General features: G+C 61.5%; 24 protein-coding genes and 1 tRNA gene. 16 read left to right on the forward strand and 9 right to left on the reverse strand.

Annotation, left to right across the window (positions count from 1 at the left end; all coding sequences use genetic code 11):
• Nucleotides 1–63: 63 nt before the first annotated feature.
• The 3 genes from secA to RlegSU303_RS20580 all read left to right on the forward strand — a co-directional run bounded on the left by secA (nucleotide 64) and on the right by RlegSU303_RS20580 (nucleotide 5656).
• Nucleotides 64–2781, forward strand: a complete 2718-nt coding sequence (gene secA / locus RlegSU303_RS20570) for a preprotein translocase subunit SecA (RefSeq protein WP_168279153.1) — start codon at nucleotides 64–66, stop codon at nucleotides 2779–2781.
• A gap of 181 nt (nucleotides 2782–2962) precedes the next feature.
• Nucleotides 2963–4378 carry an oligosaccharide flippase family protein gene (locus RlegSU303_RS20575; RefSeq protein ID WP_168279155.1) on the forward strand — a complete coding sequence of 472 codons (1416 nt, stop codon included), beginning with the start codon at nucleotides 2963–2965 and terminating at the stop codon, nucleotides 4376–4378.
• Nucleotides 4379–5656 carry a GNAT family N-acetyltransferase gene (locus RlegSU303_RS20580; RefSeq protein WP_168279157.1) on the forward strand — a complete coding sequence of 426 codons (1278 nt, stop codon included), beginning with the start codon at nucleotides 4379–4381 and terminating at the stop codon, nucleotides 5654–5656. It begins immediately after the preceding gene.
• Between the two features lie 26 nt (nucleotides 5657–5682).
• On the opposite strand, the gene RlegSU303_RS20585 is transcribed toward RlegSU303_RS20580, so the two are convergent.
• A complete protein-coding gene (locus RlegSU303_RS20585; protein ID WP_168279159.1) occupies nucleotides 5683–7314 on the reverse strand; it encodes an AMP-binding protein in 1632 nt (543 codons plus the stop codon).
• A 216-nt stretch (nucleotides 7315–7530) separates the two neighbouring features.
• Here RlegSU303_RS20585 and RlegSU303_RS20590 point away from each other — a divergent pair, with 216 nt between their 5' ends.
• Complete coding sequence (locus RlegSU303_RS20590) at nucleotides 7531–8511, forward strand: aldo/keto reductase (RefSeq protein ID WP_168279161.1); 981 nt, start codon at nucleotides 7531–7533, stop codon at nucleotides 8509–8511.
• 92 nt (nucleotides 8512–8603) lie between these two features.
• Here RlegSU303_RS20590 and RlegSU303_RS20595 read toward each other — a convergent pair whose 3' ends face one another.
• Nucleotides 8604–9182, reverse strand: a complete 579-nt coding sequence (locus tag RlegSU303_RS20595; protein WP_130787683.1) for a TetR/AcrR family transcriptional regulator — start codon at nucleotides 9180–9182, stop codon at nucleotides 8604–8606.
• A gap of 128 nt (nucleotides 9183–9310) precedes the next feature.
• On the opposite strand from RlegSU303_RS20595, the gene RlegSU303_RS20600 reads away from it, so the two are divergent.
• Nucleotides 9311–10606, forward strand: a complete 1296-nt coding sequence (locus tag RlegSU303_RS20600) for an MFS transporter (RefSeq protein ID WP_231283305.1) — start codon at nucleotides 9311–9313, stop codon at nucleotides 10604–10606.
• A gap of 124 nt (nucleotides 10607–10730) precedes the next feature.
• Nucleotides 10731–10815 (forward strand) — tRNA-Leu (locus tag RlegSU303_RS20605).
• Between the two features lie 194 nt (nucleotides 10816–11009).
• Here the strand turns inward: RlegSU303_RS20605 and RlegSU303_RS20610 are convergent.
• Together RlegSU303_RS20610 and RlegSU303_RS20615 are read right to left on the reverse strand one after the other, a co-directional pair.
• Nucleotides 11010–11297, reverse strand: a complete 288-nt coding sequence (locus RlegSU303_RS20610; protein WP_003543268.1) for a hypothetical protein — start codon at nucleotides 11295–11297, stop codon at nucleotides 11010–11012.
• Nucleotides 11298–11466: 169 nt separating this feature from the next.
• Complete coding sequence (locus RlegSU303_RS20615; RefSeq protein ID WP_003543270.1) at nucleotides 11467–11751, reverse strand: hypothetical protein; 285 nt, start codon at nucleotides 11749–11751, stop codon at nucleotides 11467–11469.
• A gap of 214 nt (nucleotides 11752–11965) precedes the next feature.
• On the opposite strand from RlegSU303_RS20615, the gene RlegSU303_RS20620 reads away from it, so the two are divergent.
• Nucleotides 11966–13714, forward strand: coding sequence for a cation:proton antiporter domain-containing protein (locus RlegSU303_RS20620; protein WP_062941160.1), 1749 nt, complete (start codon nucleotides 11966–11968; stop codon nucleotides 13712–13714).
• Between the two features lie 51 nt (nucleotides 13715–13765).
• Here the strand turns inward: RlegSU303_RS20620 and RlegSU303_RS20625 are convergent, their stop codons facing one another.
• On the reverse strand, nucleotides 13766–14077 hold the full coding sequence (locus tag RlegSU303_RS20625; RefSeq protein ID WP_168279165.1) for a hypothetical protein: 312 nt from the start codon (nucleotides 14075–14077) through the stop codon (nucleotides 13766–13768).
• A 117-nt stretch (nucleotides 14078–14194) separates the two neighbouring features.
• A complete protein-coding gene (locus RlegSU303_RS20630; protein ID WP_077977752.1) occupies nucleotides 14195–14485 on the reverse strand; it encodes a hypothetical protein in 291 nt (96 codons plus the stop codon).
• 197 nt (nucleotides 14486–14682) lie between these two features.
• Between RlegSU303_RS20630 and RlegSU303_RS20635 the strand changes: the two genes are divergently transcribed.
• Both RlegSU303_RS20635 and RlegSU303_RS20640 read left to right on the forward strand, forming a co-directional pair.
• Complete coding sequence (locus tag RlegSU303_RS20635; protein WP_065281419.1) at nucleotides 14683–15273, forward strand: YqaA family protein; 591 nt, start codon at nucleotides 14683–14685, stop codon at nucleotides 15271–15273.
• A gap of 76 nt (nucleotides 15274–15349) precedes the next feature.
• Nucleotides 15350–15865 carry a disulfide bond formation protein B gene (locus tag RlegSU303_RS20640; RefSeq protein ID WP_077977753.1) on the forward strand — a complete coding sequence of 172 codons (516 nt, stop codon included), beginning with the start codon at nucleotides 15350–15352 and terminating at the stop codon, nucleotides 15863–15865.
• A gap of 75 nt (nucleotides 15866–15940) precedes the next feature.
• Here the strand turns inward: RlegSU303_RS20640 and RlegSU303_RS20645 are convergent, their stop codons facing one another.
• Both RlegSU303_RS20645 and RlegSU303_RS20650 read right to left on the reverse strand, forming a co-directional pair.
• Entirely contained in the window at nucleotides 15941–16498 is a 558-nt protein-coding gene (locus RlegSU303_RS20645) for an HNH endonuclease (RefSeq protein WP_020051813.1), read from the reverse strand.
• Between the two features lie 111 nt (nucleotides 16499–16609).
• The gene (locus RlegSU303_RS20650; RefSeq protein ID WP_131663316.1) at nucleotides 16610–17302 is read right to left on the reverse strand and encodes a DNA-3-methyladenine glycosylase family protein; all 693 of its coding nucleotides are present in this window, start codon (nucleotides 17300–17302) and stop codon (nucleotides 16610–16612) included.
• Here RlegSU303_RS20650 and gluQRS point away from each other — a divergent pair.
• Nucleotides 17301–18182 carry a tRNA glutamyl-Q(34) synthetase GluQRS gene (gluQRS, locus tag RlegSU303_RS20655; RefSeq protein ID WP_077977755.1) on the forward strand — a complete coding sequence of 294 codons (882 nt, stop codon included), beginning with the start codon at nucleotides 17301–17303 and terminating at the stop codon, nucleotides 18180–18182. The two genes, RlegSU303_RS20650 and gluQRS, sit on opposite strands and share 2 nt — an antisense overlap.
• On the opposite strand, the gene RlegSU303_RS20660 is transcribed toward gluQRS, so the two are convergent.
• Complete coding sequence (locus RlegSU303_RS20660; RefSeq protein WP_077977756.1) at nucleotides 18147–19070, reverse strand: YihY/virulence factor BrkB family protein; 924 nt, start codon at nucleotides 19068–19070, stop codon at nucleotides 18147–18149. The genes gluQRS and RlegSU303_RS20660 overlap by 36 nt on opposite strands.
• Nucleotides 19071–19146: 76 nt before the next feature.
• On the opposite strand from RlegSU303_RS20660, the gene RlegSU303_RS20665 reads away from it, so the two are divergent.
• The 6 genes from RlegSU303_RS20665 to RlegSU303_RS20690 all read left to right on the forward strand — a co-directional run bounded on the left by RlegSU303_RS20665 (nucleotide 19147) and on the right by RlegSU303_RS20690 (nucleotide 23524).
• On the forward strand, nucleotides 19147–19980 hold the full coding sequence (locus RlegSU303_RS20665) for an SDR family oxidoreductase (RefSeq protein ID WP_151519850.1): 834 nt from the start codon (nucleotides 19147–19149) through the stop codon (nucleotides 19978–19980).
• Nucleotides 19981–19998: 18 nt separating this feature from the next.
• A complete protein-coding gene (locus RlegSU303_RS20670; RefSeq protein ID WP_020051818.1) occupies nucleotides 19999–20202 on the forward strand; it encodes a twin transmembrane helix small protein in 204 nt (67 codons plus the stop codon).
• 21 nt (nucleotides 20203–20223) lie between these two features.
• On the forward strand, nucleotides 20224–20802 hold the full coding sequence (locus RlegSU303_RS20675) for a cob(I)yrinic acid a,c-diamide adenosyltransferase (RefSeq protein WP_151519849.1): 579 nt from the start codon (nucleotides 20224–20226) through the stop codon (nucleotides 20800–20802).
• A 33-nt stretch (nucleotides 20803–20835) separates the two neighbouring features.
• The gene (locus RlegSU303_RS20680) at nucleotides 20836–21621 is read left to right on the forward strand and encodes a rhomboid family intramembrane serine protease (RefSeq protein ID WP_168279169.1); all 786 of its coding nucleotides are present in this window, start codon (nucleotides 20836–20838) and stop codon (nucleotides 21619–21621) included.
• A gap of 187 nt (nucleotides 21622–21808) precedes the next feature.
• Nucleotides 21809–22558 carry an electron transfer flavoprotein subunit beta/FixA family protein gene (locus tag RlegSU303_RS20685; RefSeq protein ID WP_131644452.1) on the forward strand — a complete coding sequence of 250 codons (750 nt, stop codon included), beginning with the start codon at nucleotides 21809–21811 and terminating at the stop codon, nucleotides 22556–22558.
• Between the two features lie 24 nt (nucleotides 22559–22582).
• Complete coding sequence (locus RlegSU303_RS20690; protein ID WP_131644453.1) at nucleotides 22583–23524, forward strand: electron transfer flavoprotein subunit alpha/FixB family protein; 942 nt, start codon at nucleotides 22583–22585, stop codon at nucleotides 23522–23524.
• Nucleotides 23525–23597 lie beyond the last annotated feature (73 nt).

Here is a 23597-nt window from a genome sequence, read left to right on the forward strand (position 1 = left end):
TGATTTTCGGCTGGGCCGCGAACAAGCAACGCCGGGGATGAATATTGAGAAAGGGCCAGTCATATGGTCAGCTTTGGCGGTATAGCCCGCAAGTTATTTGGGTCTTCGAATGACCGCCGCGTGCGGTCCTACCAGCCGAACGTCACTGCCATCAACTCTATCGAAGAGAAGACGAAGGCCCTGACGGACGAGCAGCTCGCGGCAAAGACCGCGGAGTTTCGCGCCCTGCTCGCCGAGGGCAAGACGCTCGACGACATTCTGATCCCGGCCTTTGCCGTCGTGCGCGAAGCCTCGCGCCGCGTTCTTGGCCTGCGACCTTTTGACGTACAGCTGGTCGGCGGCATGATTCTGCATTCGAATGCGATCGCCGAGATGAAGACCGGCGAAGGCAAGACCCTCGTCGCCACCCTGCCGGTCTATCTGAACGCGCTTTCCGGCAAGGGTGTGCACGTCGTCACCGTCAACGATTACCTCGCCCAGCGCGATGCCGCCACCATGGGCCGCGTCTACGGCTTCCTCGGCATGACCACCGGGGTCATCGTCCACGGTCTCTCCGACGAGGAGCGCCACGCGGCCTATGCCTGCGACATCACCTACGCCACCAACAACGAACTCGGCTTCGATTATCTGCGCGATAACATGAAGTACGAGAAGAACCAGATGGTCCAGCGCGGCCACAACTTCGCAATCGTCGACGAAGTGGACTCGATCCTCGTCGACGAGGCGCGCACGCCGCTGATCATCTCCGGTCCGCTCGACGACCGCTCCGAACTCTATAATACGATCGACGCCTACATTCCGCTGTTGGAGCCCAGCGACTACGAGATAGACGAGAAGCAGCGCTCCGCCAACTTCTCCGAAGAGGGCACCGAGAAGCTGGAAAACCTGCTCCGCCAGGCCGGCCTCCTGAAGGGCAACGCGCTCTACGACATCGAGAACGTTGCGATCGTCCACCACGTCAACAACGCGCTGAAGGCCCACAAGCTCTTCCAGCGCGACAAGGACTATATCGTCCGCAACGACGAAGTCGTCATCATCGACGAGTTCACCGGCCGCATGATGCCGGGTCGCCGCTATTCGGAAGGCCAGCACCAAGCGCTCGAGGCCAAGGAAAAGGTGCAGATCCAGCCGGAAAACCAGACGCTGGCTTCGATCACCTTCCAGAACTACTTCCGCATGTACGACAAGCTCGCCGGCATGACCGGTACGGCGCAGACGGAAGCGGAAGAATTCGCCAACATCTACAATCTCGATGTCATCGAGGTACCGACCAACCTGCCGATCAAGCGCCTCGACGAGGACGACGAGGTCTACCGGACCTTCGACGAGAAGTTCAAGGCGATCATCGAGGAGATCCTCGACGCCCACAAGCGCGGCCAGCCGGTGCTGGTCGGCACGACCTCGATCGAGAAATCGGAACTGCTCGCCGAGCGCCTGCGCAAGCAGGGCTTCGACGACTTCAAGGTGCTGAACGCCCGCTACCACGAGCAGGAAGCCTACATCGTCGCCCAGGCCGGCGTGCCGGGTGCCATCACCATCGCCACCAACATGGCCGGCCGCGGCACAGACATTCAGCTCGGCGGCAATCTCGACATGCGCATCGAACGCGAACTCGGCGAAGTCGAAGCCGGACCGGAGCGTGATGCCCGGATCCAGGCGATCATCGAGGAGATCAAGCAGCTTAAGCAGAAGGCGCTCGAAGCCGGCGGTCTCTACGTCATCGCCACCGAACGCCATGAAAGCCGCCGCATCGACAACCAGCTGCGTGGCCGCTCCGGCCGCCAGGGCGACCCCGGCCGCTCGAAGTTCTACCTCTCGCTTCAGGACGACCTGATGCGCATCTTCGGCTCCGACCGCATGGACAGCATGCTGACCAAGCTCGGCCTCAAGGAAGGCGAAGCGATCGTCCATCCCTGGATCAATAAGGCCCTGGAGCGCGCTCAGAAGAAGGTCGAAGCCCGCAACTTCGATATCCGCAAGAACCTCCTGAAGTATGACGACGTTCTCAACGATCAGCGCAAGGTGGTCTTCGAGCAGCGCCTCGAACTGATGGAATCGACCAATATTTCCGAGACCGTTTCCGACATGCGCCGTGAGGTGATCGAGGACATGGTCGAAAAGCATATCCCCGAGCGCGCCTATGCCGAACAATGGGACGCCGCCGGCCTGAAGACCGCTGCTTTGAACATCCTCAATCTTGACCTGCCGGTCGAGGACTGGGTGAAGGAAGAAGGCATCGGCGAGGACGACATCCGCGAGCGCCTGACGGAAGCCGCCAATGCGGCCTTCACTGAAAAGGCCGAGCGTTTCGGCGACGACATCATGCATTATGTCGAACGCTCGATCGTCATGCAGACGCTCGATCATCTCTGGCGCGAGCACATCGTCAACCTCGACCATCTGCGCTCCGTCATCGGCTTCCGCGGCTATGCCCAGCGCGATCCGCTGCAGGAATACAAGTCGGAAGCCTTCGAGCTCTTCACGGCTCTGCTCAACAATCTGCGCGAGGCCGTCACCGCTCAACTGATGCGCGTCGAACTGGTGCAGCAGGCCCCTGCCGAGCCTGAACCGCCGCTGATGCAGGCCCATCACCTGGATCCGACGACCGGCGAGGACGATTTCGCCCCGGCGATCTACCAGGCGTCGGAAGTCATCGTTTCTCCTGAAAACCGCAACCCGGATGACCCAGCCACCTGGGGCAAGGTCGGCCGCAACGAGACCTGCCCCTGTGGTTCCGGCAAGAAATACAAGCACTGCCACGGCGCCTTCGAGCAGGTCTGAGGCAAGCCCGCAAAGATCCGCGAAAATGCCGCCTTCGGGCGGCATTTTCTTTTCTGCGGCAATGCCGGAAAGCCGGAATTTCAGCGTCGGGCGGCAGACCCGATCCGGAACCGTTTCTTAACCCTGTTCTGTCAAGACTTCAGGGGCGATTTGCCTGACCTCAGAGTTTTGCGTGTTCATCATGGCGGTCATAGAAACAGCGGAGAAGATGCTGCCCGCGGGCCTGCGCCCGATCGGCGGCCGCACGCTGCGTTTGCTTGCTGCCGTGCTCACCGAACGCGGTGAGAGGGCGGCCGCCCAGCGCATGGCGCTGACGGCCTTTTCGATCCGGATCCTCAGCGCCGCACTCGCCTTCGTCTCGCAGATCGTGCTCGCCCGGCTGATGGGAGAATATGAATACGGCATCTTCGTTTTCGTCTGGGTGCTGGTCGTCGTCTTCGGCGATCTCTCATGCCTCGGTTTCCACACCGCGATCGTCCGCTTCCTGCCGCAATACAGGGCAGCGGGCGCTTTCGAGGAAATCCGCGGCCTGACCGGCACGGCGCGCATCTTTGCGCTGCTGTCCGGCACGGCAGTGCTCGCAGCCGGCATGCTCGGGCTGCATTTCTTCGGCGGTATGATCCAGGTCTATTATCTCGTTCCGATCTTCATCGGCCTGCTCGCCATGCCGATGATCGCACTCGGCGACATTCTGGAAGGCACGTCACGGGCAAACCATTGGCCGGTGATGGCGCTGGGCCCGGTCTATATCGTCCGCCCGATTCTCATCATCCTCTTCATGCTGATCGCGATTGCCATCGGCGCCGAACACACGGCCGTCACCGCGATGCAGGCAGCGCTCGCCGCCACCTACGTCACTGCTCTCGGCCAATATGCCGCAACGCTCTACCGCTTTCGCCGGCATTATGACGACGGCCCGCGCAAGGTCGACTTCCTCGCCTGGTTCAACGTCGCCTTTCCGATTTTCCTGATCGAGGGCGTGAGCTTCCTGCTGACCAATTCCGACGTCGTCGTCGTCGGCATCTTCCTCGAGCCGCACGATGTCGCCATCTACTTCGCCGCCGCCAAGACGATGGCGCTGGTGCATTTCATTAATTTCTCGGTCAAGGCAGCCTCCGGCCCGCGCTTTTCCTCGATCATCGCCGAAGGCGACCAAGACCAGTTGGCAGCAGCTGCCATCGACGCCGCGCGCTGGACCTTCTGGCCGGCGCTCGGGGTCGGCCTTGTCGCGCTTGCGGCCGGCCATCTGCTGCTGTCGCTCTTCGGCGGCGCTTTTACATCAGGTTATCTGGTCATGGCGATCCTGCTCGCCGGCATCCTCGCCAAATCGCTGGTCGGCCCGGCCGAAACGCTGCTGATGATGGCGGGCAAGCAGAACCTCTGCGTCGCGCTCTATGCCGGCGCACTGACGGCCAATGTCGGCCTCAACCTCGCTTTGATCCCGCATTACGGCATCGAAGGCACGGCGATCGCCACGGCCTCCGCCATGGCCGTTGAGGCAATCCTGCTGCATGTCGCCGTGCGCCGCACCCTCGGCATCGTTCTTTTCGCCTTCGCCAGCCCCTCCGCCGCAACGCCAGAAATGAGAGTTCGATAGATGGTGCGTGTTCCCCCCGTTACCGAAAGTACCGACAGCGCAGCAAACCGCATGGTGCATGATCTCGCAGCGCTGCATTTCGAAGCGCCGCAGGCCGAGGCCCGCGCCGAGATCGGCCGGCCGGGGCGCGAGCTCTGCCTCTATCCGGGCAAGCTCGGCTATGAGCTTCAGGATGAGCTCGATTTCCTCTCCAACCGGGCGATGGAACCGAACGTCTTTTTCTCCGGCCGTTTCCTCGCCCCCGCCATGCCGCGGCTCGAAGACCGGCAGGTGAACTTCGCCCTGATCCGCGATCACAATGCCGGCCGCAGCCGCATGCGCTTCCTCTTGCCATTTTCGGTCGACAAGCCGGGCTTTGCCGTCGGCCCGTCAATCATCCGCGGCTGGTCGAACAGCTTTGGTCCGCTCGGCACGCCGCTCGTCGATGGCGAGGATGCCGCCGAAACCCTCGACAACCTCTTCGAGGGGCTGACCGCGCGTGATCTCAATCTGCCCGGCATAATGGTCCTGCCGGATCTCAGGCTGAACGGTATTTTCGTGCGCATGGTCAAGGCCGTGGCGCTCAGCCGCAATCTTCCCGTCACCGTAACCAATCCCTACCTGCGCCCGATGCTGCAGAGCGAGGAGGAGGCGCCGGTCTATCTCGGCAAAACCATCTCCTCCTCGCATATGCGCGAGATGCGCCGCCAGTGGCGCCTGCTGGAGGAACAGGGGACAGCGGTCTATACCGTCGCCCGCCAGCCGCGCGAAGTCCATATCCGCTTCGAGGAATTCCTGGCAATGGAAGCAGGTGGCTGGAAGGGCAAGCGGCGAAGCGCTCTCGTCACCGACCGTTATCATACGGCCTTCGCCCGCGAGGCGGTGTCGAACCTTGCCGCCGGCGATGCCGTGCGCATACACACGATCGACCTCAACGGCAAGGCGATCGCCGCCATCGTCGTGCTGATGATGGGCGGCGAGGCCTATACCTGGAAGACCGCCTACGACGAAAACTATGCCCGCTATTCGCCGGGCAAGCTGCTGATGAGCGAACTCACCGAATGGCATCTCGACGATGCCAATATCGTCCGCTCCGATTCCTGCGCCGTCTCGGATCATCCGATCATGAGCCGCTTCTGGCAGGAGCGCGAGGAGATGGGAACGCTGGTGATCGGCCTGACGCAGAACAGCGACCGCGACATGCGCCAGGTCACCGCCCAGCTTCACATGTACCGCAGCACCCGCAATATGGCGAAGATGCTGCGCGAAAAGATCATGTCGCTTGCCGGCCGGGGCTAAGCATTCCAGCAAAATGCGTAGCGGTTCTATCCTTCGCTGGCAGCCCTTTCGCGCAGCAGCCGGCGGATCACCTTGCCGGTGGTGGTCAGCGGCAATGCATCGATGAATTCCACTTCGCGCGGATATTCGTGCATCGAAAGCCGCGTCTTCACCCATTCCCTGATGTCGGCGGCCAGCGCCTCGCTTGGATGATGGCCTGGTGAAAGCACGATATAGGCCTTGACGATTTCGGTGCGCACGGCATCGGGTTTGCCGACGGCGGCGGCAAGCTGTACGGCGGGATGGCCGATCAGGCAGTCCTCGATCTCGGCGGGGCCGATGCGATATCCCGACGAGGTGATCACGTCGTCGTCGCGTCCGTCGAAGGTAATATAGCCCTCAGCGTCCTGCCGGCCGATATCGCCGGTGAGCAGCCAGCCTTTGACGAATTTTCGTTCCGTCGCTGCCATGTCGTCCCAGTAGCCGAGAAACATGACAGGATCGGGACTGGCGATGGCGATCTGGCCCGGTTCGCCGACGGGCAACTCGTCGCCCGTCTCGCTGACGATCGCAACGCGGTGCCCGGGCACCGCCCGTCCTATGGCGCCCGCCTTGGTGACGCCATAGGCAGCGCTCGACGCAAGCACGAAATTGCACTCCGTCTGGCCGTAGAATTCGTTGACGGTGATGCCGAGCGTATGGCGCGCCCATTCATAGGTCTCGCGGCCGAGCGCCTCCCCGGCCGAACCGATGGTGCGCAGCACCAGATCATATTTCGAGCGCGGATCGGACACGGACCGCATCAATCTCAGCGCCGTCGGCGGAATGAAGGCATTGCGCACCTCCATTTCGGCCATGATGCGATAAGCCATGCCGGCATCGAATTTCTGCGCCGGCGACGAAACCACGGGAACACCGAGCAGAAGGCTTGGCAGCAGCGCGTTGAGCAGCCCCCCGGCCCAGGCCCAGTCGGACGGCGTCCAGACCTTATCGCCCGGCCGCGGAAACCCCTCATGGGCGAACTGCATGCCCGGAATATGGCCGGGCAGGACGCGGTGGCCATGCAACGCGCCTTTGGGCGGTCCCGTCGTTCCCGACGTGAAGATCATCAGCGCCGGGTCGTCCGGACCGGTTTTGGCGATGTCGAAGACAGGGGGATGGCCATCCACCAGTTCGGCAAAAGCAGTCGCATCGGCACTCGTCCCGTCGATGCTGACGATATGCTTCAACGCCGGCAGGCGTCCGCGGATCTGCCGGATGCGTTCGAGACCGAAGCCGTTGGTGACGACGGCCGCGGCACCTGCCGCCTTCAGCCGGTATTCCAGCGCCTCGACGCCGAAGAGCAGCGCCAGTGGCAGCGCAATCGCGCCGGTCTTGTAAATCGCCACATGTGCGATCACCGTTTCGAAGGATTGCGGCAATAGCAGCGCGACGCGATCGCCGCGTTTGATATCTAGTGAGACGAGCGCATTTGCGAAGGCCGAGGAACGATCGGCGAGCGCGCGATAGGTCATCGCACGGTGATCGCCGTCGGGGCTGAAGTGCTCAAGGCAGACGCGCTCCGGATCTCTCGCGGCCCAGTCGTCGCTGACGGCGCGGCCGATATTGAAATCCTCCGGAATCCGCCAGGAGAAATCGCGATAGAGATCGTCATAGCGATCGTGGGACGGCAGTTGCATGGTCGGATTCCGGTAAAATGCTGCATCAGCTAACATCTTGCGGCGCTGATGTGCAAGCTGCAGCCGGAATCGACAGCGATGAGCCTCAGAAGGCGATCACGGATCATTGTGCGCATGCACCATAGATTCTTCATCTGCCGCCCTGCGACTTTGGCCATCTCGCGCTAAATCATGGAAAGCCGCCTAGGGTTATCAAATTCATCACGGAGCCGTTTCATGGAATACGCAAAATTTGGCAAGACCGGTCTCGAAGTGTCGAAAATCTGCTTGGGCTGCATGACCTTTGGCGATCCCGGCCGGGGCAATCATGCCTGGAGCCTCAGGGAAGAAGAAAGCCGGACGATGATCAAGCAGGCGATCGACCTCGGCATCAATTTTCTCGACACCGCCAACACCTACTCCAATGGTTCCTCGGAGGAGATCGTCGGCCGGGCCATAAAAGACTTCGCCAAACGCGAGGACATCGTGCTGGCGACCAAGGTGTTCAACCGCATGCGGCCGGGCCCGAACGGCGCCGGCCTGTCGCGCAAGGCGATCTTCGACGAGATCGACAACAGCCTGCGTCGCCTCGGCACCGACTACGTCGATCTCTACCAGATCCACCGCTTCGACTACACGACGCCGATCGAGGAAACGCTGGAAGCGCTGCACGACATCGTCAAATCGGGCAAGGCCCGTTATATCGGCGCCTCCTCCATGTATGCCTGGCAATTCGCCAAGGCGCTTTACGTCTCCAGACTGAACGGCTGGACCGAATTCGTCAGCATGCAGGATCACCTGAACCTGCTCTACCGTGAGGAGGAGCGCGAAATGCTGCCGCTCTGCGAGGATCAGAAGATCGCAGTCATCCCCTGGAGCCCGCTTGCCCGCGGCCGCCTGACCCGCGACTGGGACGAGACGACGGCCCGCAGCGAAACCGACGAATTCGGCAAAACGCTCTACACCCAGTCCATCGATGCCGACCGCAAGATCGTCGGGGCCGTGGCCGAAATCGCCAAGGCCCGCAACATCTCCCGCGCCCAGGTCGCAACCGCGTGGATCCTGCAGAAGAGTGCGGTGACCGCCCCGATCATCGGCGCGTCCAAACCGAACCACCTCACGGACGCCGTTGCCTCGCTCTCGGTCAAGCTTACCGCCGAGGAAATCGCTACACTGGAGGCACCCTACATCCCGCATGCCATCGCCGGCTTCAAGTAGCCGCTGGCTTCTCGGTCCTCAGGCACATGCAAGATAGTTCCCCCTCTCCACGTGGAGAGGGAGATCGAAACCAGCGCCATTCGCGACTGAGATTATGTCTGGCTTTCAGGATCGAGCTGCCGGCGCATCGTCACCAGAAACTGCTCGGCAAGCGCTCTGTCTTCGACAGCACGAGCAAGAATGACGGCACCCATCATCGATGAGAGTGTCGTCGTCGCATTGGCGCGGCGCTCCTCTTCCGTTTCCCCGGGAACGATATCGGCAAGCGTGTCGACCAGCACAGACAACCCATCGCTGAAGACCGCGCGGACCGCGCCGCGGCTGCGGCTGACTTCCTGGATCAGCGTTGCAAAGACACAGCTGCCGCCCGGATCGTCAACCGTGCGCCAGTGGATATAATGGTCGAGAAGCGCTGCCAGCGGTCGGTCCGGCGATTCGGCGATATGTTCCTTCCAGCGCGTTTCGACCCTGTCGATCAGCTTGCGGCTGACCTCAAGCGCCAAATCGTCCTTCGAACCGAAATGACCGTAAAAGCCGCCATGCGTCAGCCCTGCCGCCTTCATGATGTCGGCAACGCCGACCCCGTCGAAACCGTTTTCGCGGAAAAGCACGCCGGCAACGCTCAGGATCTTTTCGCGGTTTTCGGCAAATTTTTCGCGGCTGACCCGCATTGTCATCTCCAGAAATAGTCGCTTGACAAAATATATGACGTCCATCATCAATACGCAAGAAATATGATGACCATCATGTAAATCGGTCCAGTATCTTCCAGAACCTGAATTCAAACGGAATCTTGCCCATGGTTTCCACCGTCCTCGCCTCCACCCTTGCCCGGCGCAACATCCACTACGGCTGGGTCGTCGTTGCCGCGACCTTCCTCACCATGCTGGTCACGGCCGGTGCCATGGGCGCACCTGGCGTGCTGATCAAACCGCTGCAGGACGAATTCGGCTGGGAGACCTCGCAGATTTCCTCGGCCCTTGCGATCCGCCTGATCCTGTTCGGCTTCATGGGTCCGTTCGCCGCCGCCTTCATGAATTATTTCGGCGTGCGCAAGGTCATCGTCTTTGCGCTGGCGCTGATTGGCGCCGGCTTCATCGGTTCGCTGTTCATGACGACGCTGTGGCAGTTGCTGCTGCTCTGGGGCATCGTCGTCGGCTTCGGCACGGGCCTGACGGCGATGGTGCTCGCAGCGACTGTCTCTTCCCGCTGGTTTAGCAAGCATCGTGGTCTTGTCGTCGGCATGCTCTCGGCAAGCTCGGCCACAGGCCAGCTCGTCTTCCTGCCGCTGATGGCGGAGCTGACGGAACGCTACGGCTGGCGCTCGACGGTGTTTTTCGTCTGCGCCATGATCATGGTCGCAGCCCTTGCTGTGCTGGCTTTCATGCGCGACCGGCCGGCCGACCTCAACCTGCCCGCCCTCGGTGAGACGCAGGTGACGCCGCCGCCGGCAAGCACCTCGCTTGGCGTCGCGCTGATGACGCCGATCACAGTCCTTGGGGAAATTTCGAAGACCTCGACCTTCTGGATTCTCTTTGCCACCTTTTTCATCTGCGGTCTCAGCACCAACGGCCTGATCCAGACCCATTTCGTCACCCTTTGCGGCGATTTCGGCATCGTGCCGGTGGCCGCGGCAAGCGTGCTGGCTGTCATGGGCATCTTCGATTTCTTCGGCACCATCGGTTCCGGCTGGCTGTCCGATCGCTTCGATAATCGCTGGCTGCTATTCTGGTATTACGGCCTGCGCGGCCTGTCGCTGCTCTACCTGCCCTTCAGCGATTTCAGCTTTTACGGCCTCTCCATCTTTGCCGTCTTCTACGGCCTCGACTGGATCGCCACCGTGCCGCCGACCGTCAAGATCGCCGCCGACCGCTTCGGTCCTGAAAAGGTCGGCCTCGTCTTCGGCTGGGTCTTTGCCGGCCATCAGCTGGGAGCCGCCACCGCCGCCTATGGCGCCGGCCTCTCGCGCACGGAGCTTTCGAGCTACCTACCCGCCTTCTTCGTCGCCGGTGCCTTCTGCCTGTTGGCCTCGATCCTGGCGATCACGCTGAAGAAGTCCGGCCTGAGCAACTCGGCACCGGCCGCCGCCCATTGATATCCGACAGGACCCGGCCTCGAGCGAGACCGGATCTCTCTACCGGGTCAGTCCGATAACTTCAATTGCCCGTCTTGCGCGCGCGGGTGCTCGCATGTTAGACAGCCGCCCGTTCATATCCGTTGCCCCATTGGCGGAATTGGTAGACGCGCTCGACTCAAAATCGAGTTTCGAAAGAAGTGCTGGTTCGACTCCGGCATGGGGCACCAGCCTACGCTCTGTGAGCTTCGGCTGGGCAAGCCGAAGAGAGCAGCTAAGCGGAGGCTGTCGCGCCGTAGTTCCGTCAGGAACGAAGGCGGACCGGTTCTATAATGCTCCGGTTAGCTGCACCATCATCTCAAATGCCTAGCCTGGCCCAAAGAGCCGATGGCCCGACGGAACGAATTTCGCATCTAAACAAAGCTTACTTGTTCTTCAGCAGCCACATCTTGCCGGCCATCGTGATGCCGTAGACGTCTTTTGATGCGTCGTCATCCAGGTGCCGCCTTTCGAGAAAACCCGGCTCCTTCAACTCGCCCAGCGTCTTGGCAGTGACCGACTTTATTTTCTGAGGCCGCTCTTTCCACCGGTCAGTTTTTGCATAAGTCACTGTCGCATTCTCGTGCGTCCATTTATTGGCCGGCTGAGGATAAAGGTCTCCATCCCTGGCGAGTTTAAGTGCGGCGATCTGGGACGGCGTAAGCTCAATCATACTAAAAGATCCTGTGCGGGCGGTGTTTGCGCTGGGAACGCGCTGTTACCAAAGGCGTGCTCATAACACCGACAGACGACTTTCACCACCGCATTGAGATATTCGTGCCACAAAAGACGAAAACCCGGCTCGTCGGAACCGGGCTTCGTTCTTATCGCATATTTTTTCGTTAATTGCAGCGTCGGACCGTCCTGGTGACCTCGCCTTCGTCGGTCTGTCGGGTGACGCTCCTGGTTTCGCAGCCATTATCGCGATAGCGGCGGTGCTCACGTTCGCGCACGGCACCGAAAGTGACGCCACGCTCGCTGATGGTGATGCCGGGCCGGACCCGCTCGTGGCGATAGCCATCGTCATAGGAACGCTCCCTGACATAGACGCTGTCGGCAAGAACAGGCGCTGCGAACGAGCAGGCGGCAAGGGCCGCCACAGTACAGTTCAGGATGATCTTCCGCATGTCGTTTCTCCTTTCTTGATGAAAGGGCAACGAGACAAGACGCAGGTGGTTCCAACATCGGTGACGGCCGGATGGTGCCTTGAACGACGTCTGCGCCTCACTAGCCAGGATTGAGAACAAAGGCCTCAAACTGTAGCCCATCCCCCAAATCAACTGTTTAATTTTGCTCGCGCTTCGTCCAAAGTGGCCGCCGCGATCACAAGAGAGGGCGGACGTGCATCAGGAAGTAGGACTTATCGCGACGGTCGCCGTCAGTTTCGTTTTCGCAGCGATCCTGGGCTATGGCGCCGACCGGCTTCGGCTGCCGCCGCTCGTCGGCTACCTGATGGCGGGCATCCTGATGGGGCCGTTCACGCCGGGCTTCGTCGCCGATACCGCCCTTGCCGGCCAGCTCGCCGAGATGGGCGTCATTCTTTTGATGTTCGGCGTCGGCCTGCATTTTTCCGCCTCCGACCTGCTCGCCGTGCGCGGCATCGCCGTGCCTGGCGCAATCGGACGGATTATCCTCGCGACCCTCTTAGGCATCGGCCTTTGCAAACTCTGGGGCTGGAGCCTCGGCGCCGGCATCGTCCTGGGTCTCAGCCTGTCGGTGGCGAGCACCGTCGTGCTCTTGAAGGCGCTGGAGGAGCGCAATCTCGTCAACGCGGCAAGCGGACGCGTCGCCGTCGGCTGGCTGATCGTCGAGGATTTGGTGATGGTGCTGGCGCTGGTGCTGCTGCCGGCCCTCGCAGAGCTTCTGGGCGGCAACGCCAGCACTACGACCAACCACGGCCTCGGCGACCTGCCGCTGGCGCTGACGATCGGCCTGACGCTGCTGAAGGTTGCGGCCTTCGCCGCCATGGCGATCTTCCTCGGCCCTCGCATCGTGCCCTGGCTGCTGACGATGATCGCCCGCACCGGCTCGCGCGAACTCTTTACGCTGACGGTGTTGGCGATCGCACTCGGCATCGCCTTCGGCTCGGCGGCAATCTTCGGCGTCTCCTTTGCACTCGGCGCTTTTTTCGCCGGCGTCGTCATGAGCGAATCCCAGCTCAGCCACAGGGCCGCCGCCGACTCGCTGCCGTTGCAGAATGCCTTCTCCGTGCTGTTCTTCGTCTCCGTCGGCATGCTCTTCGATCCCTCGATCCTGGTGCGCGAGCCGCTGGCCGTGATCGGCGCGCTGGCGCTCGTCATCCTCGGCAAGGGCATCATCACCTTCCTCATCGTCATGCTGCTCAGATATCCGATCAGCATGGGACTGACATTAGCCGGCGGCCTTGCCCAGATCGGGGAGTTTTCCTTCATCCTCGCCGGCCTCGGCGTATCACTCGGGCTTTTGCCGCATGAGGGTCAGGATTTGATCCTGGCTGCCGCGATCCTGTCGATCACACTCAACCCGATCGTGATCTTCGCAACCGACGGCCTGAAGAAAGTTATCCATTCGAGGTGGCCCTCCCTCTGGGAGAGCTACGGCAGAAGCAGGCAGAAGGCGCTCGGCAAAGAACTGGAAAAGATCAGGGCGCTCGGCGAAGAGCGCGAGCGCCAGCATCAACTGAAGATGCAGCAGCTGATCGAGACTTTCCCGCTGTTCTCCCAAGTCAACGAGGACGCGCAAGAGGAGCTGCTGCTGCTCTTCAAGGCGAAATCGGCGCCGCCCGGCGAACGCGTCATCCGCCGCGGCGACCGCGGCGACAGCATGTATTTCATCTCTTCGGGTGCGGTGGAAGTGCGGCTCGCCAGCGGCGCGATCCGCCTGGAGCCGGGAGCTTTCTTCGGAGAAATGGCACTGCTGACCGGCGCACGGCGCACCGCCGACGTCATTGCCGTCGATTTCTGCCAGTTCGAGGTTCTCGAACGGCGCGACTTCAACATGTTCATGTCGCACCACCCACATCTGCGCGCCGCCGTTAGCGAAATGGCCCAGAAGCGGACGGAAATGAACGTCCTGCGTCAGCAATGGGAAAAGTCGATGGACCTGTCCTGAAAAGGAAGCCGCAGCTCCCGACGGAGCTGCAGCGTTTCGGCAAATAGTGGACTACTTGTCAGGGCAGGCTTCACTGGTCGTCGTGCCGCTGTTGCCGCCTTGCGTCTGAAGCGACTCACCGCTCGGTTGGCCCGGGCAATTCGCCTTGTTCATCGAACTGGCGGAGCCATTGTTCGTCGTGCTGTTCGTTGCATTCGGATCCAGTGGTACCGTCGTGCCGCTGTTGCCGGTGCTGTCATATTCCGAGCTGCTCGGCGTATTGGCGCCGCTGTTGGTCGGAGCCTGCGGCGGGTTGGCCTGTGCGAAAGCCGACGTCGCCATGCCAAGGGCGAGCAGCGAGGCGGCAGCAAGTTTCATCCGCATGGGAATATCCTCCTCGGGATTTGTTGATCATGAGAAGGAAACCATGCAGTCAAGCCGTTGTTCCGACAGGCGTCGGGATTAAATACCCGGACGCGCGGCGCCGTAAGCGTGATTGCCTCAGCCCGCCGGCCAATAGCCATCGGCGCGGAAATCGTCCGGGATTGGGTCGAGCCGCGACAACGCCTCGGCTGCGAAGTCGATCTGTAGCGACAAGTGTTTGAGAGAGGCCAGCATCGGCACGCCGGTCGCGAATTCCCGGATGCGGGACAGATGATAACCGCTGTCGTCGATCCGTCGCGCGGCCTCCCGGCGCACGTCGTCTCTGCTCGGTCCCCGCCCCTTCTCGGACCGGTCATCCATTTGCACGGCCCGCCCACGGCCACCTTCGATCACTTTGAACATTCTCATGCCGCCCTGCACGTCGACCCTCAATCAGCTTGCCGCAGAATGGCCGATTCGCAATCCCGTGAAATCTTGGGAGAGGTGCTGACACCCGTCATCACGAAATTTTTTTGACGGCGGTGGCACGAAGGACACGGACGAGCATTTACAGCGCCGCGCACGGCCCCTAAAGCTCTTTTGCACTGCAACAGGAAGGAAACGGAATGCTCCGCAGACTTTACGACTGGACCATGTCTCTGGCCGCACGCAAATCGGCCGAAATCTGGCTCGCCGTCATCGCCTTCGTCGAAAGCTCCGTCTTTCTCGTTCCCGCCGACGTGCTGTTCCTGCCGATGGCGCTTGCCAGGCCGGAACGCTCCTATCGCTACGCGCTGGTCGCGACCGTCGCTTCCGTACTCGGCGGCATCGCCGGCTGGGCGCTCGGCTTTTACGCCTATGAGACGGTGGCGCGGCCGGTGCTCGAATTTTACGGCAAGCTCGATGCCTTCGAGCAGATGAAGGCCTATGTCACCTACGAGTGGATCCTGCTGCTGCTTGTCACATCAGGTCTTGCGCATTTGCCGCCGATCAAGATCGTGACGATCCTGTCCGGCGTCATTCACGTCAATCTGGGCCTTTTCATTGTTTCGGCGATTATTGCACGCGGCGCGCGTTTCCTCTTCCTCGCATGGCTGCTGCGCCACTACGGCGAGCCGATCCGTGACTTCATCGAGAAGCGCCTCGGCCAGATCGTTGGCATCGGTGCCGCTACGGTGATCGTGCTATATGTCGGCTACCGCTCTTTCGCTCACTAGGCGAGGATGATTTTCGGCCGAACAGGCCTAAAATCAATCCGCATCTCATGCTCTACTAAATTCGCGGAGCTCCGCCATGACTATTTCCTCGCCGCTCGCCCGCCCCGGCTTTGTCTATTCCATGTTGCTCGCCACCGGCATGGCGGCGGCCGTCGGCACGGCGCTCGGCTTCCAGTATATCGGCGGCTATATTCCCTGTGCGCTCTGCCTGTTGCAGCGGCAGCCCTATTATTACGCTATCCCGATCGCGATCCTGGCCGCAATCTCCGAGCTCGTCGGCCTGCCGAACTGGATCACCCGGGCGCTCATTCTCGCCGCCGGCATCCTGATGCTGGTGACGGCAGGCATGGGTGTTTATCACGCCGGTGTCGAATGGCACTTCTGGCCGGGCCCGGCCACCTGCTCGACGACGGCAAGCAGCATGACGACCAATGCCGGCGATCTGCTTGGTGAGCTCAACACCATCAAGGGCCCGTCCTGCACCGATGCGGCGCTGCGCGTGCTCGGCCTGTCTTTTGCGGGCTGGAACGTGATTGCCGGAATCCTGCTCGCAGCCTTCGCCTTTGTCGGCGTTCGCAAGGCCGCCTCGTAAAATTATGCAGCATTCGAATGGGCTGCAGCGTCCTTTGCGCCTCTGAAAGGACGCGCGGCGCTGCAGGCCGTTCGATCAGGGCTGCAGTTCGGTATCCCAATAGAGATAGTCGAGCCAGCTTTCATGCAGATAGTTCGGCGGGAACAGCCGGCCGTTATTGTGCAGATCCTGCACCGTCGGCTGGTACGGCTTCTGCGCCGGAAACATGGCTGCCTGCTTCGGAAGTTTGCTGCCCTTGCGCAGATTGCAGGGCGAACAGGCTGCCACGACATTCTCCCAGGTCGTCTCGCCGCCATGGGCGCGCGGGATGACGTGGTCGAAGGTCAGGTCGTCATGGGCGCCGCAATACTGGCATTCGAACCGGTCGCGCAGGAAGACGTTGAACCGGGTGAAAGCGGGATTGCGGGAGGGCTGAACGTAAGTCTTCAGGCACACGACGCTCGGAAGCCGCATCGAAAAGCTCGGCGAGGAAACCGAATGTTCATATTCTGCAATGATGTTCACACGGTCGAGAAATACCGCCTTGATCGCGTCCTGCCAGGACCACAACGACAAGGGGTAATAACTCAGTGGCCGGTAGTCAGCGTTCAGGACGAGCGCCGGCAGGGCCTGTGGGGAGACTGCAATCGTCAAGGGACTCTCCTGATCGATTCGGCATCTGCACCTGTATATTAGGCCGGTTGTTACAGGATTGTGAAGTCCAATAAATTCAGAGGATAAAGGCATTTTGAAGAGTGTTGCCGATCAGCCGATCGGCACCACGTCACGGCGCATCTTCGTGGCGTAGTAGGCCCAGAAAAGCCGTGCCGCCACCGAGCGCCACGGCGACCAGACTGCCGAAAGCTCAGCAAGCATCTTCGCCTGCGGCCGTGCGGCAAGACTGAATGCGGTCCCGACGGCATTCTGCAGCGCGACATCGCCGGCCGGGAAAACATCGGCATGACCGCCGCAAAACATCAGATAGACCTCTGCCGTCCACGGCCCGACACCCTTCAGCGCGGTCAGTTCGCCAAGCGCCTCGGCCGGCGGCTTCAGGCAGAGCCCGGAGAGATCGAGACGGCCGGAAGCGACCGCTTCGGCAATCCGCGACAGCGTCTCGGCCTTGGCGCGCGACAGACCGAATTCGCGCCACGCCTCGGCGTGAAGCAGTGCGTAGCCTTCGGCCGTCAGCGAACCGTCCGCCGGCAGCATGCGCCGCCAGATCGCCTCGGCGCTGGCGCGCGATACCATCTGCGAGACGATGATATGGGCAAGACCGGCAAAGCCTGGCTCGCGCAATCGCAGCGGAATGGGTCCAGCGTCGGCGACGATCGGCACAAGACGCGGATCGAGGCGAAGCAGCGCTTCGAGCCCCTGCCTGACGTCATCGTCGTTGCGGATGATCTGCACATTGCCTCGCAGTGGTTCAAAAGCCGAATCCATGGCAGAAGAAAGCATGACCACGAGTGAGCGTCAAAAACCTGTCTTTCGTTTTGCGCCGAGTCCCAACGGACCGTTGCATCTCGGCCATGCCCTCTCGGCCCTTCTGAACCGCGACATGGCAGAGGCCGAACAAGGCCGCCTGCTGCTGCGCATCGAGGATATCGACCAGACCCGCTGCACGCCCGAGTTCGAGGCCGGCATCCTGAGGGATCTCGAATGGCTTGATATCAGCTGGGAAAGCCCGGTGCGGCGCCAGTCGGAACATTTTCCCGAATATCAGGCGGCGTTGCACGCTCTGATCGAGCGCGGGCTGGTCTATCCAGCTTTTCTGACGCGCGGCGAGGTGAAGGCGCGCGTCGTCGCCTACGAGGCGGCGGGTGAATCCTGGCCGCGCGATCCCGACGGCGCCCCGCACTATCCCGCAAGTGATCGTGAGCGTCCGGCAGACGAATGGCGGGACATGCTGACCTCGGGGAAGAAACATGCCTGGCGGCTCGACATGCGCAAAGCGCTCGACCTGATCGGCGAACTGCTGTTCTGGACGGAAACCGGCGACGGCAGGACAGGCGAGATCGCCGCCGAGCCCGACGTCTGGGGCGACGTCATCCTGTCGCGCTCGGATGCGCCATCGAGCTATCATCTTTCCGTGGTCGTCGACGATGCGCTGCAGGGCGTCACCCATGTCGTGCGTGGGCTCGACCTCTTCCACGCCACATCGGTGCACCGGCTGTTGCAGGTGCTGCTCGGCCTGCCGCAGCCGGTCTATCACCATCATCGTCTCATTCTCGGCGCGGATGGCCGCAAGCTTTCGAAAAGCCAAGGTGACACCGGGCTTGGCGAATTGCGCGCCCAGGGCATGTCAGGGGCGGATATTCGCCGTCTTGTCGGGCTCTGATTGCCTTTCGACACGCTCTCTGCCGACGATCGAAAGCGTGTGCGAAAACATCCGGAAGACGCGGAACTTGATCAGCGCTGCATTGATCTCCGCCCCGATGATGAAGATGACGCCGACCATGTAGAGGAAGATCAGCACGATCATGACCGAGGCGAGACCGGCATAGGTTGCCGTGTAATTGGCGAAGGTCGCGAGATAATAGGCAAAGATCAGCGCTCCGGCGAGCCAGAGAAGCAGCGTTAGCAGCACGCCCGGAATGACGTCGAAGACCCGCCGCTTGCCGGCCGGCAACCACAGATGCATGACCAGCAGTCCGACGGTCAGAACCACCAGCGTGCCGTAGATGCGCCAGCTGAAAACGATGTCGAGCGTATCGGCGAACAGCGGGAACCATCTCCTCGAATAATCGAGCGCCAGCGGCAGGGCGACCAGCAGGATGCTGATCGCCGTGAAGATGATGACCGCGATCAGCACGTAGCCGAGGCTGGCGAGACGCGTGAAATACCAGGCCCGTGTTTCCTGTACCCGGTAGGCGCGGTTGAGCGAGATGCGCAGCGCCTCGACACCGTTCGAGGCGAAATAAGCGGCGGCCAGCACCGAGATCGTCAGCAGCCCGCCGCGCGGAATGGTCAGCACCTGCAGCACCTGGTCGGCGAGCGGTTTGGCGATCGCCTCGGGCCAGGTGTCGAAGATCAGATGGATGGCCGTCGAGGAAAATTGATCGGCGCCAAGGAAGCTTGCGAGCGCCGTGCCGAAGATCAGGAAGGGGAAAACCGCAAGCAGGCTCGACAGCGCCACATGGCTTGCCATCGCAAAGCCGTCGTCCTCGACCATATGACAGATCGCGTCATAGACCACGTCATAGATCGTGCGCAGCACCTTCGGCATTCCGTCTCCGGCTTTCCAGATTGTATCCTCTGGCCGAATATGGGAAACGAGTCCCATTTTGTACAGGAATCATTCCATGGCGGGAGAGCGCACCATCGTCGTGACCGGATGTTCGTCCGGTATCGGCGCTCATTGCGCGCGGTCGCTGAAAGCCGATGGCTGGCGTGTCTTCGCGACGGTGCGCAAGCCGGAAGATTTGCCGGGGCTGGAAACCGAGGGCATCGAGGCCTTCCTGATGGACTATGCCAGGACCGAGACGATTTCCGACATGGTCGGCGCGGTTCTGGAACGCAGCGGCGGTCGCATCGACGCACTCTTCAATAACGGCGCCTATGGCCAGCCGGGCGCCGTCGAGGATCTGTCGACAGCAACGCTGCGCGCGCAGTTCGAGGCGAATTTCTTCGGCTGGCATGAGCTGACGCGGCAGGTCATTCCGCCGATGCGCCAACGTGGCCAAGGGCGGATCGTGCAATGCTCCTCAATCCTTGGCGTCGTTCCCTATCGCTATCGCGGCGCCTACACCGCGTCCAAATTCGCGCTCGAAGGCCTTAGCATCACCCTGCGAATGGAGCTGCAGGGCAGCGGCATCCATGTGAGCCTGATCGAGCCGGGTCCGATCGCCACACGTTTTACCGCCAATGCGCTGGCAAAGATCAAGGAACATATCGACCTCGAGAATTCGCCCCACGCGGTCGATTACATCAGGCAATTGGCGAGACTCGACGGATCGGGGCCGGTCAACCGCCATAAACTCGGCCCGGAAGCGGTCTATTCCGTATTGAAACACGCATTGAACTCGACAAATCCGAGGCCACATTATCCCGTAACGACTCCGGCTAAGCAGGGCATGTTCCTGAAGCGGCTGCTTCCGGCAGACCTCTTCTACCGCCTGATGCGCTGGACGGACTGACTGAGAAAGCTGAACGCCATGTCCACGGTCACCTATATCCTCGCGATTATTGTCATGGGCGTCGTCGCCCTCGTCCTGATCCGCGGCCTCTTCAACATGATGAAGGGCGGCGATCCCAACCGTTCCAACAAGCTGATGCAGCTTCGTGTGCTGTTGCAGGCGATCGCCGTCATCCTGATCATGGTGACGCTCTGGATCACCGGCGGGGGCCGCCCGACCTGACGGGGATTCAAGGGGGGAACAGTGGTCAAGCTCAACAAGATCTACACGAAAACAGGCGATGACGGCACGACCGGGCTGGTGTCCGGCCCGCGCCGGCTAAAAGACGATCTGCGCGTCGAGGCCTATGGTACGATCGACGAGGCCAATTCCGCAATCGGCCTGGCGCGGCTGCACACGGCCGGCTTGCCTGAACTCAACGCCATGTTGATGTCGATTCAGAACGACCTCTTCGATCTCGGCGCCGATCTCGCCACCCCTGACACTGGTGAGCCGCCGGCCTATGAGCCGCTGCGGATCGTCGAGACGCAGGTCGACCGCGTCGAGCGTGATATCGACCAGTTGAACGCCGGCCTGGAGCCGCTGAAATCCTTCATCCTGCCAGGCGGCAGCCCGGCTGCCGCACATCTGCATCTTGCCCGCACGATTGCGCGGCGCGCCGAGCGTTTGATGGTGGCGCTTGCCCGCACCGACGGTGAAATTGTCGGCGAGCCGGCGATGAAATATGTCAACCGGCTCTCCGATTTCCTCTTCGTCGCGGCACGTCATGCAAATGACCGGGGCCATGCGGATGTGCTTTGGGTTCCGGGAAAAAACAGATAGGCTTGTCGCGATCACGATCGCCGAGGGGCCTTTATGTTCATACCACTTCACGATGCCAATACGCTGAAACATATCAAGGTTCAGTGGGTAACGCTCGCACTGATCGCGCTGAACTTCGCGGTCTGGCTTTTGACCAGCCTGGAGAGCGAGCAGGCCGCCCAGGCGACGACCGTCGGGCTCGGCTACATCCCGGCAATCGCCTTCGGCCACGCGGTGCTGGCGCAGGGGCTCGAAATCGTGCCGGAACCGCTGACCTACCTCACCTATGCCTTCGTCCATACCGGCTTCTGGCATCTGGCCGGCAACATGATCTTCCTCTGGGTCTTCGGCGATAATGTCGAGGATGCGATGGGACATCTGCGCTTCCTGATTTTCTATCTCGTTTGCGCCGCCGCCGGCGCGCTCTGCCACGGCCTGCTGACCATGACCTCGGAAGCACCGCTGGTCGGCGCATCGGGGGCGGTCTCCGGCGTCGTTGCCGCCTATGTCATGCTGCATCCGCGCGTCCGGGTCTGGGTGCTGGTTTTTTTCCGTGTGCCGTTGCCCCTGCCGGCCTTCGTGCCGCTGCTTTTATGGATCGGACAGCAGTTCTTCATGCTGGCGATCGCACCTGACGGCGACGTTTCCTGGGGTGCGCATGTCGGCGGCATCCTTGCTGGGGCTTTGCTGATCCTGGCGTTGCGCCGGCCTGGTGTGCCGCTCTTCGACCGGCAGATCGTCACGCCCCGCGCCGTCAGAAACGACCCGGGCGCTGGCCAGGCCATCGCGGCCGGCACGGACGGGCGAACCGCACAGCGCTTTCCCTGGGGCCGACGCTAAGCAACGATATTGACGTGAACGTAAACGTCCATATATTGCCGAGGCAAATCGCCGGCCGGCGTCATGGAAGCGTTGAATTTGGAGGAAAAGCGCGTATCCATGTCGCCATTCGACAATCGGAGCGGCGCTTGAGCGCGCATTTTCTAAAAAAGTCTCTGAAGCCAGTTTCTCCTGAAGGAAGGACCCCATGAAAATTCTCGTGCCAGTCAAACGGGTTGTCGATTACAACGTGAAGATCCGGGTGAAGCCGGATGGCACGGGTGTCGAGCTTGCCAATGTGAAGATGTCGATGAACCCGTTCGACGAGATCTCGGTGGAAGAGGCGCTGCGGCTGAAGGAAGCCGGCAAGTGCGAAGAAGTGGTGGTCGTCTCGATCGGTCCGGCCAAAGCCGAGGAGACGCTGAGGACCGCCCTTGCCATGGGTGCCGACCGGGCGATCCTGGTCGAGACTGACGATGCTGTAGAACCGCTGACCGTCGCCAAGATCTTGAAGGCTGTGGCCGACGCCGAACAGCCGGGGCTGATCATCGTTGGCAAGCAGGCGATTGATGACGACAGCAACCAGACCGGCCAGATGCTGGCGGCGTTGATGGGAGTTGCCCAGGCGACCTTCGCCTCGAAGATCGAGATCGGCGATGGCAAAGCAACCGTCACCCGCGAAGTCGATGGCGGCCTGCAGACGATCGAGATCAAGCTGCCGGCGGTCGTGACCACCGATCTGCGCTTGAACGAACCGCGTTATGCCTCGCTGCCGAATATCATGAAGGCGAAGAAGAAGCTGCTCGACAAGAAGAGCCCTGATGATTTCGGCGTCTCGACCGCGCCGCGCCTCAAGGTGTTGAAGACCGAGGAGCCGTCGGGCCGCAAGGCCGGCGTCAAGGTCAAGTCGGTCGCCGAACTGATCGACAAGCTCAAAAACGAAGCCGGCGTGCTGTAATCAGTTGGAACAGGAGCCATCATCATGACCATTCTTCTTCTGGCTGACCACGACAATTCAAGCCTGTCCGATCAGACCGCCAAGGCGCTGACGGCAGCCGCAAAGATCGCCAAGGACCAAGCAAGTGATATTCATATCCTCGTCGCCGGCAAGGCTGCCAAGCCCGCTGCCGAACAAGCGGCAAAACTTGCCGGCGTCTCCAAGGTACTACTGGCCGAAAGCGACGAGCTTGCCAACAATCTGGCAGAGCCGCTGGCCGACCTGATCGTGTCGCTCTCCGCCAGCTACGACACGATCATCTCTGCCGCCACCTCGGTCGGCAAGAATGTGGTGCCGCGGGTCGCTGCCCTTCTCGATGTCGCCCAGGTCTCCGAGATCATCGAGGTGATCTCGTCCGACACCTTCAAGCGGCCGATCTATGCCGGCAACGCCATTCAGACGGTGCAGGCGACCGATGCCAAGAAAGTCATCACCGTGCGCACCGCATCCTTCGCCTCTGCACCGGACGGTGGCTCGGCAACGATCGAGGCGATCCCGGCGGTTTCCGATCCGGGGCTTTCGACCTTTGTCGGCGATGCGCTGTCGGCCTCAGACCGTCCGGAACTGACCTCGGCGAAGATCATCATCTCCGGCGGCCGGGCGCTCGGCTCGGCGGAAAAGTTCAGGGAGGTCATCCTGCCTCTTGCCGACAAGCTGGGGGCCGCCGTCGGTGCATCCCGTGCTGCCGTCGATGCCGGTTATGCGCCGAACGACTGGCAGGTCGGCCAGACCGGCAAGGTGGTGGCGCCGCAGCTCTACATTGCCTGCGGCATTTCAGGCGCCATCCAGCATCTGGCCGGCATGAAGGATTCGAAGGTGATCGTCGCCATCAACAAGGACGAGGAGGCGCCGATCTTCCAGGTCGCCGACTACGGATTGGTCGCCGATCTCTTCGATGTCTTGCCGGAATTGGAAAAGGCGCTCTGACAGCGTCAAATGCTTTTCTTTCGCACGTGCGAATGACTGGAAAATTATCTTTTATCGGGCTACTACTGCTGCC

Source organism: Rhizobium sp. SU303, assembly GCF_021052345.1.
In the GTDB taxonomy this organism is placed as follows: Bacteria; Pseudomonadota; Alphaproteobacteria; order Rhizobiales; family Rhizobiaceae; genus Rhizobium; species Rhizobium laguerreae.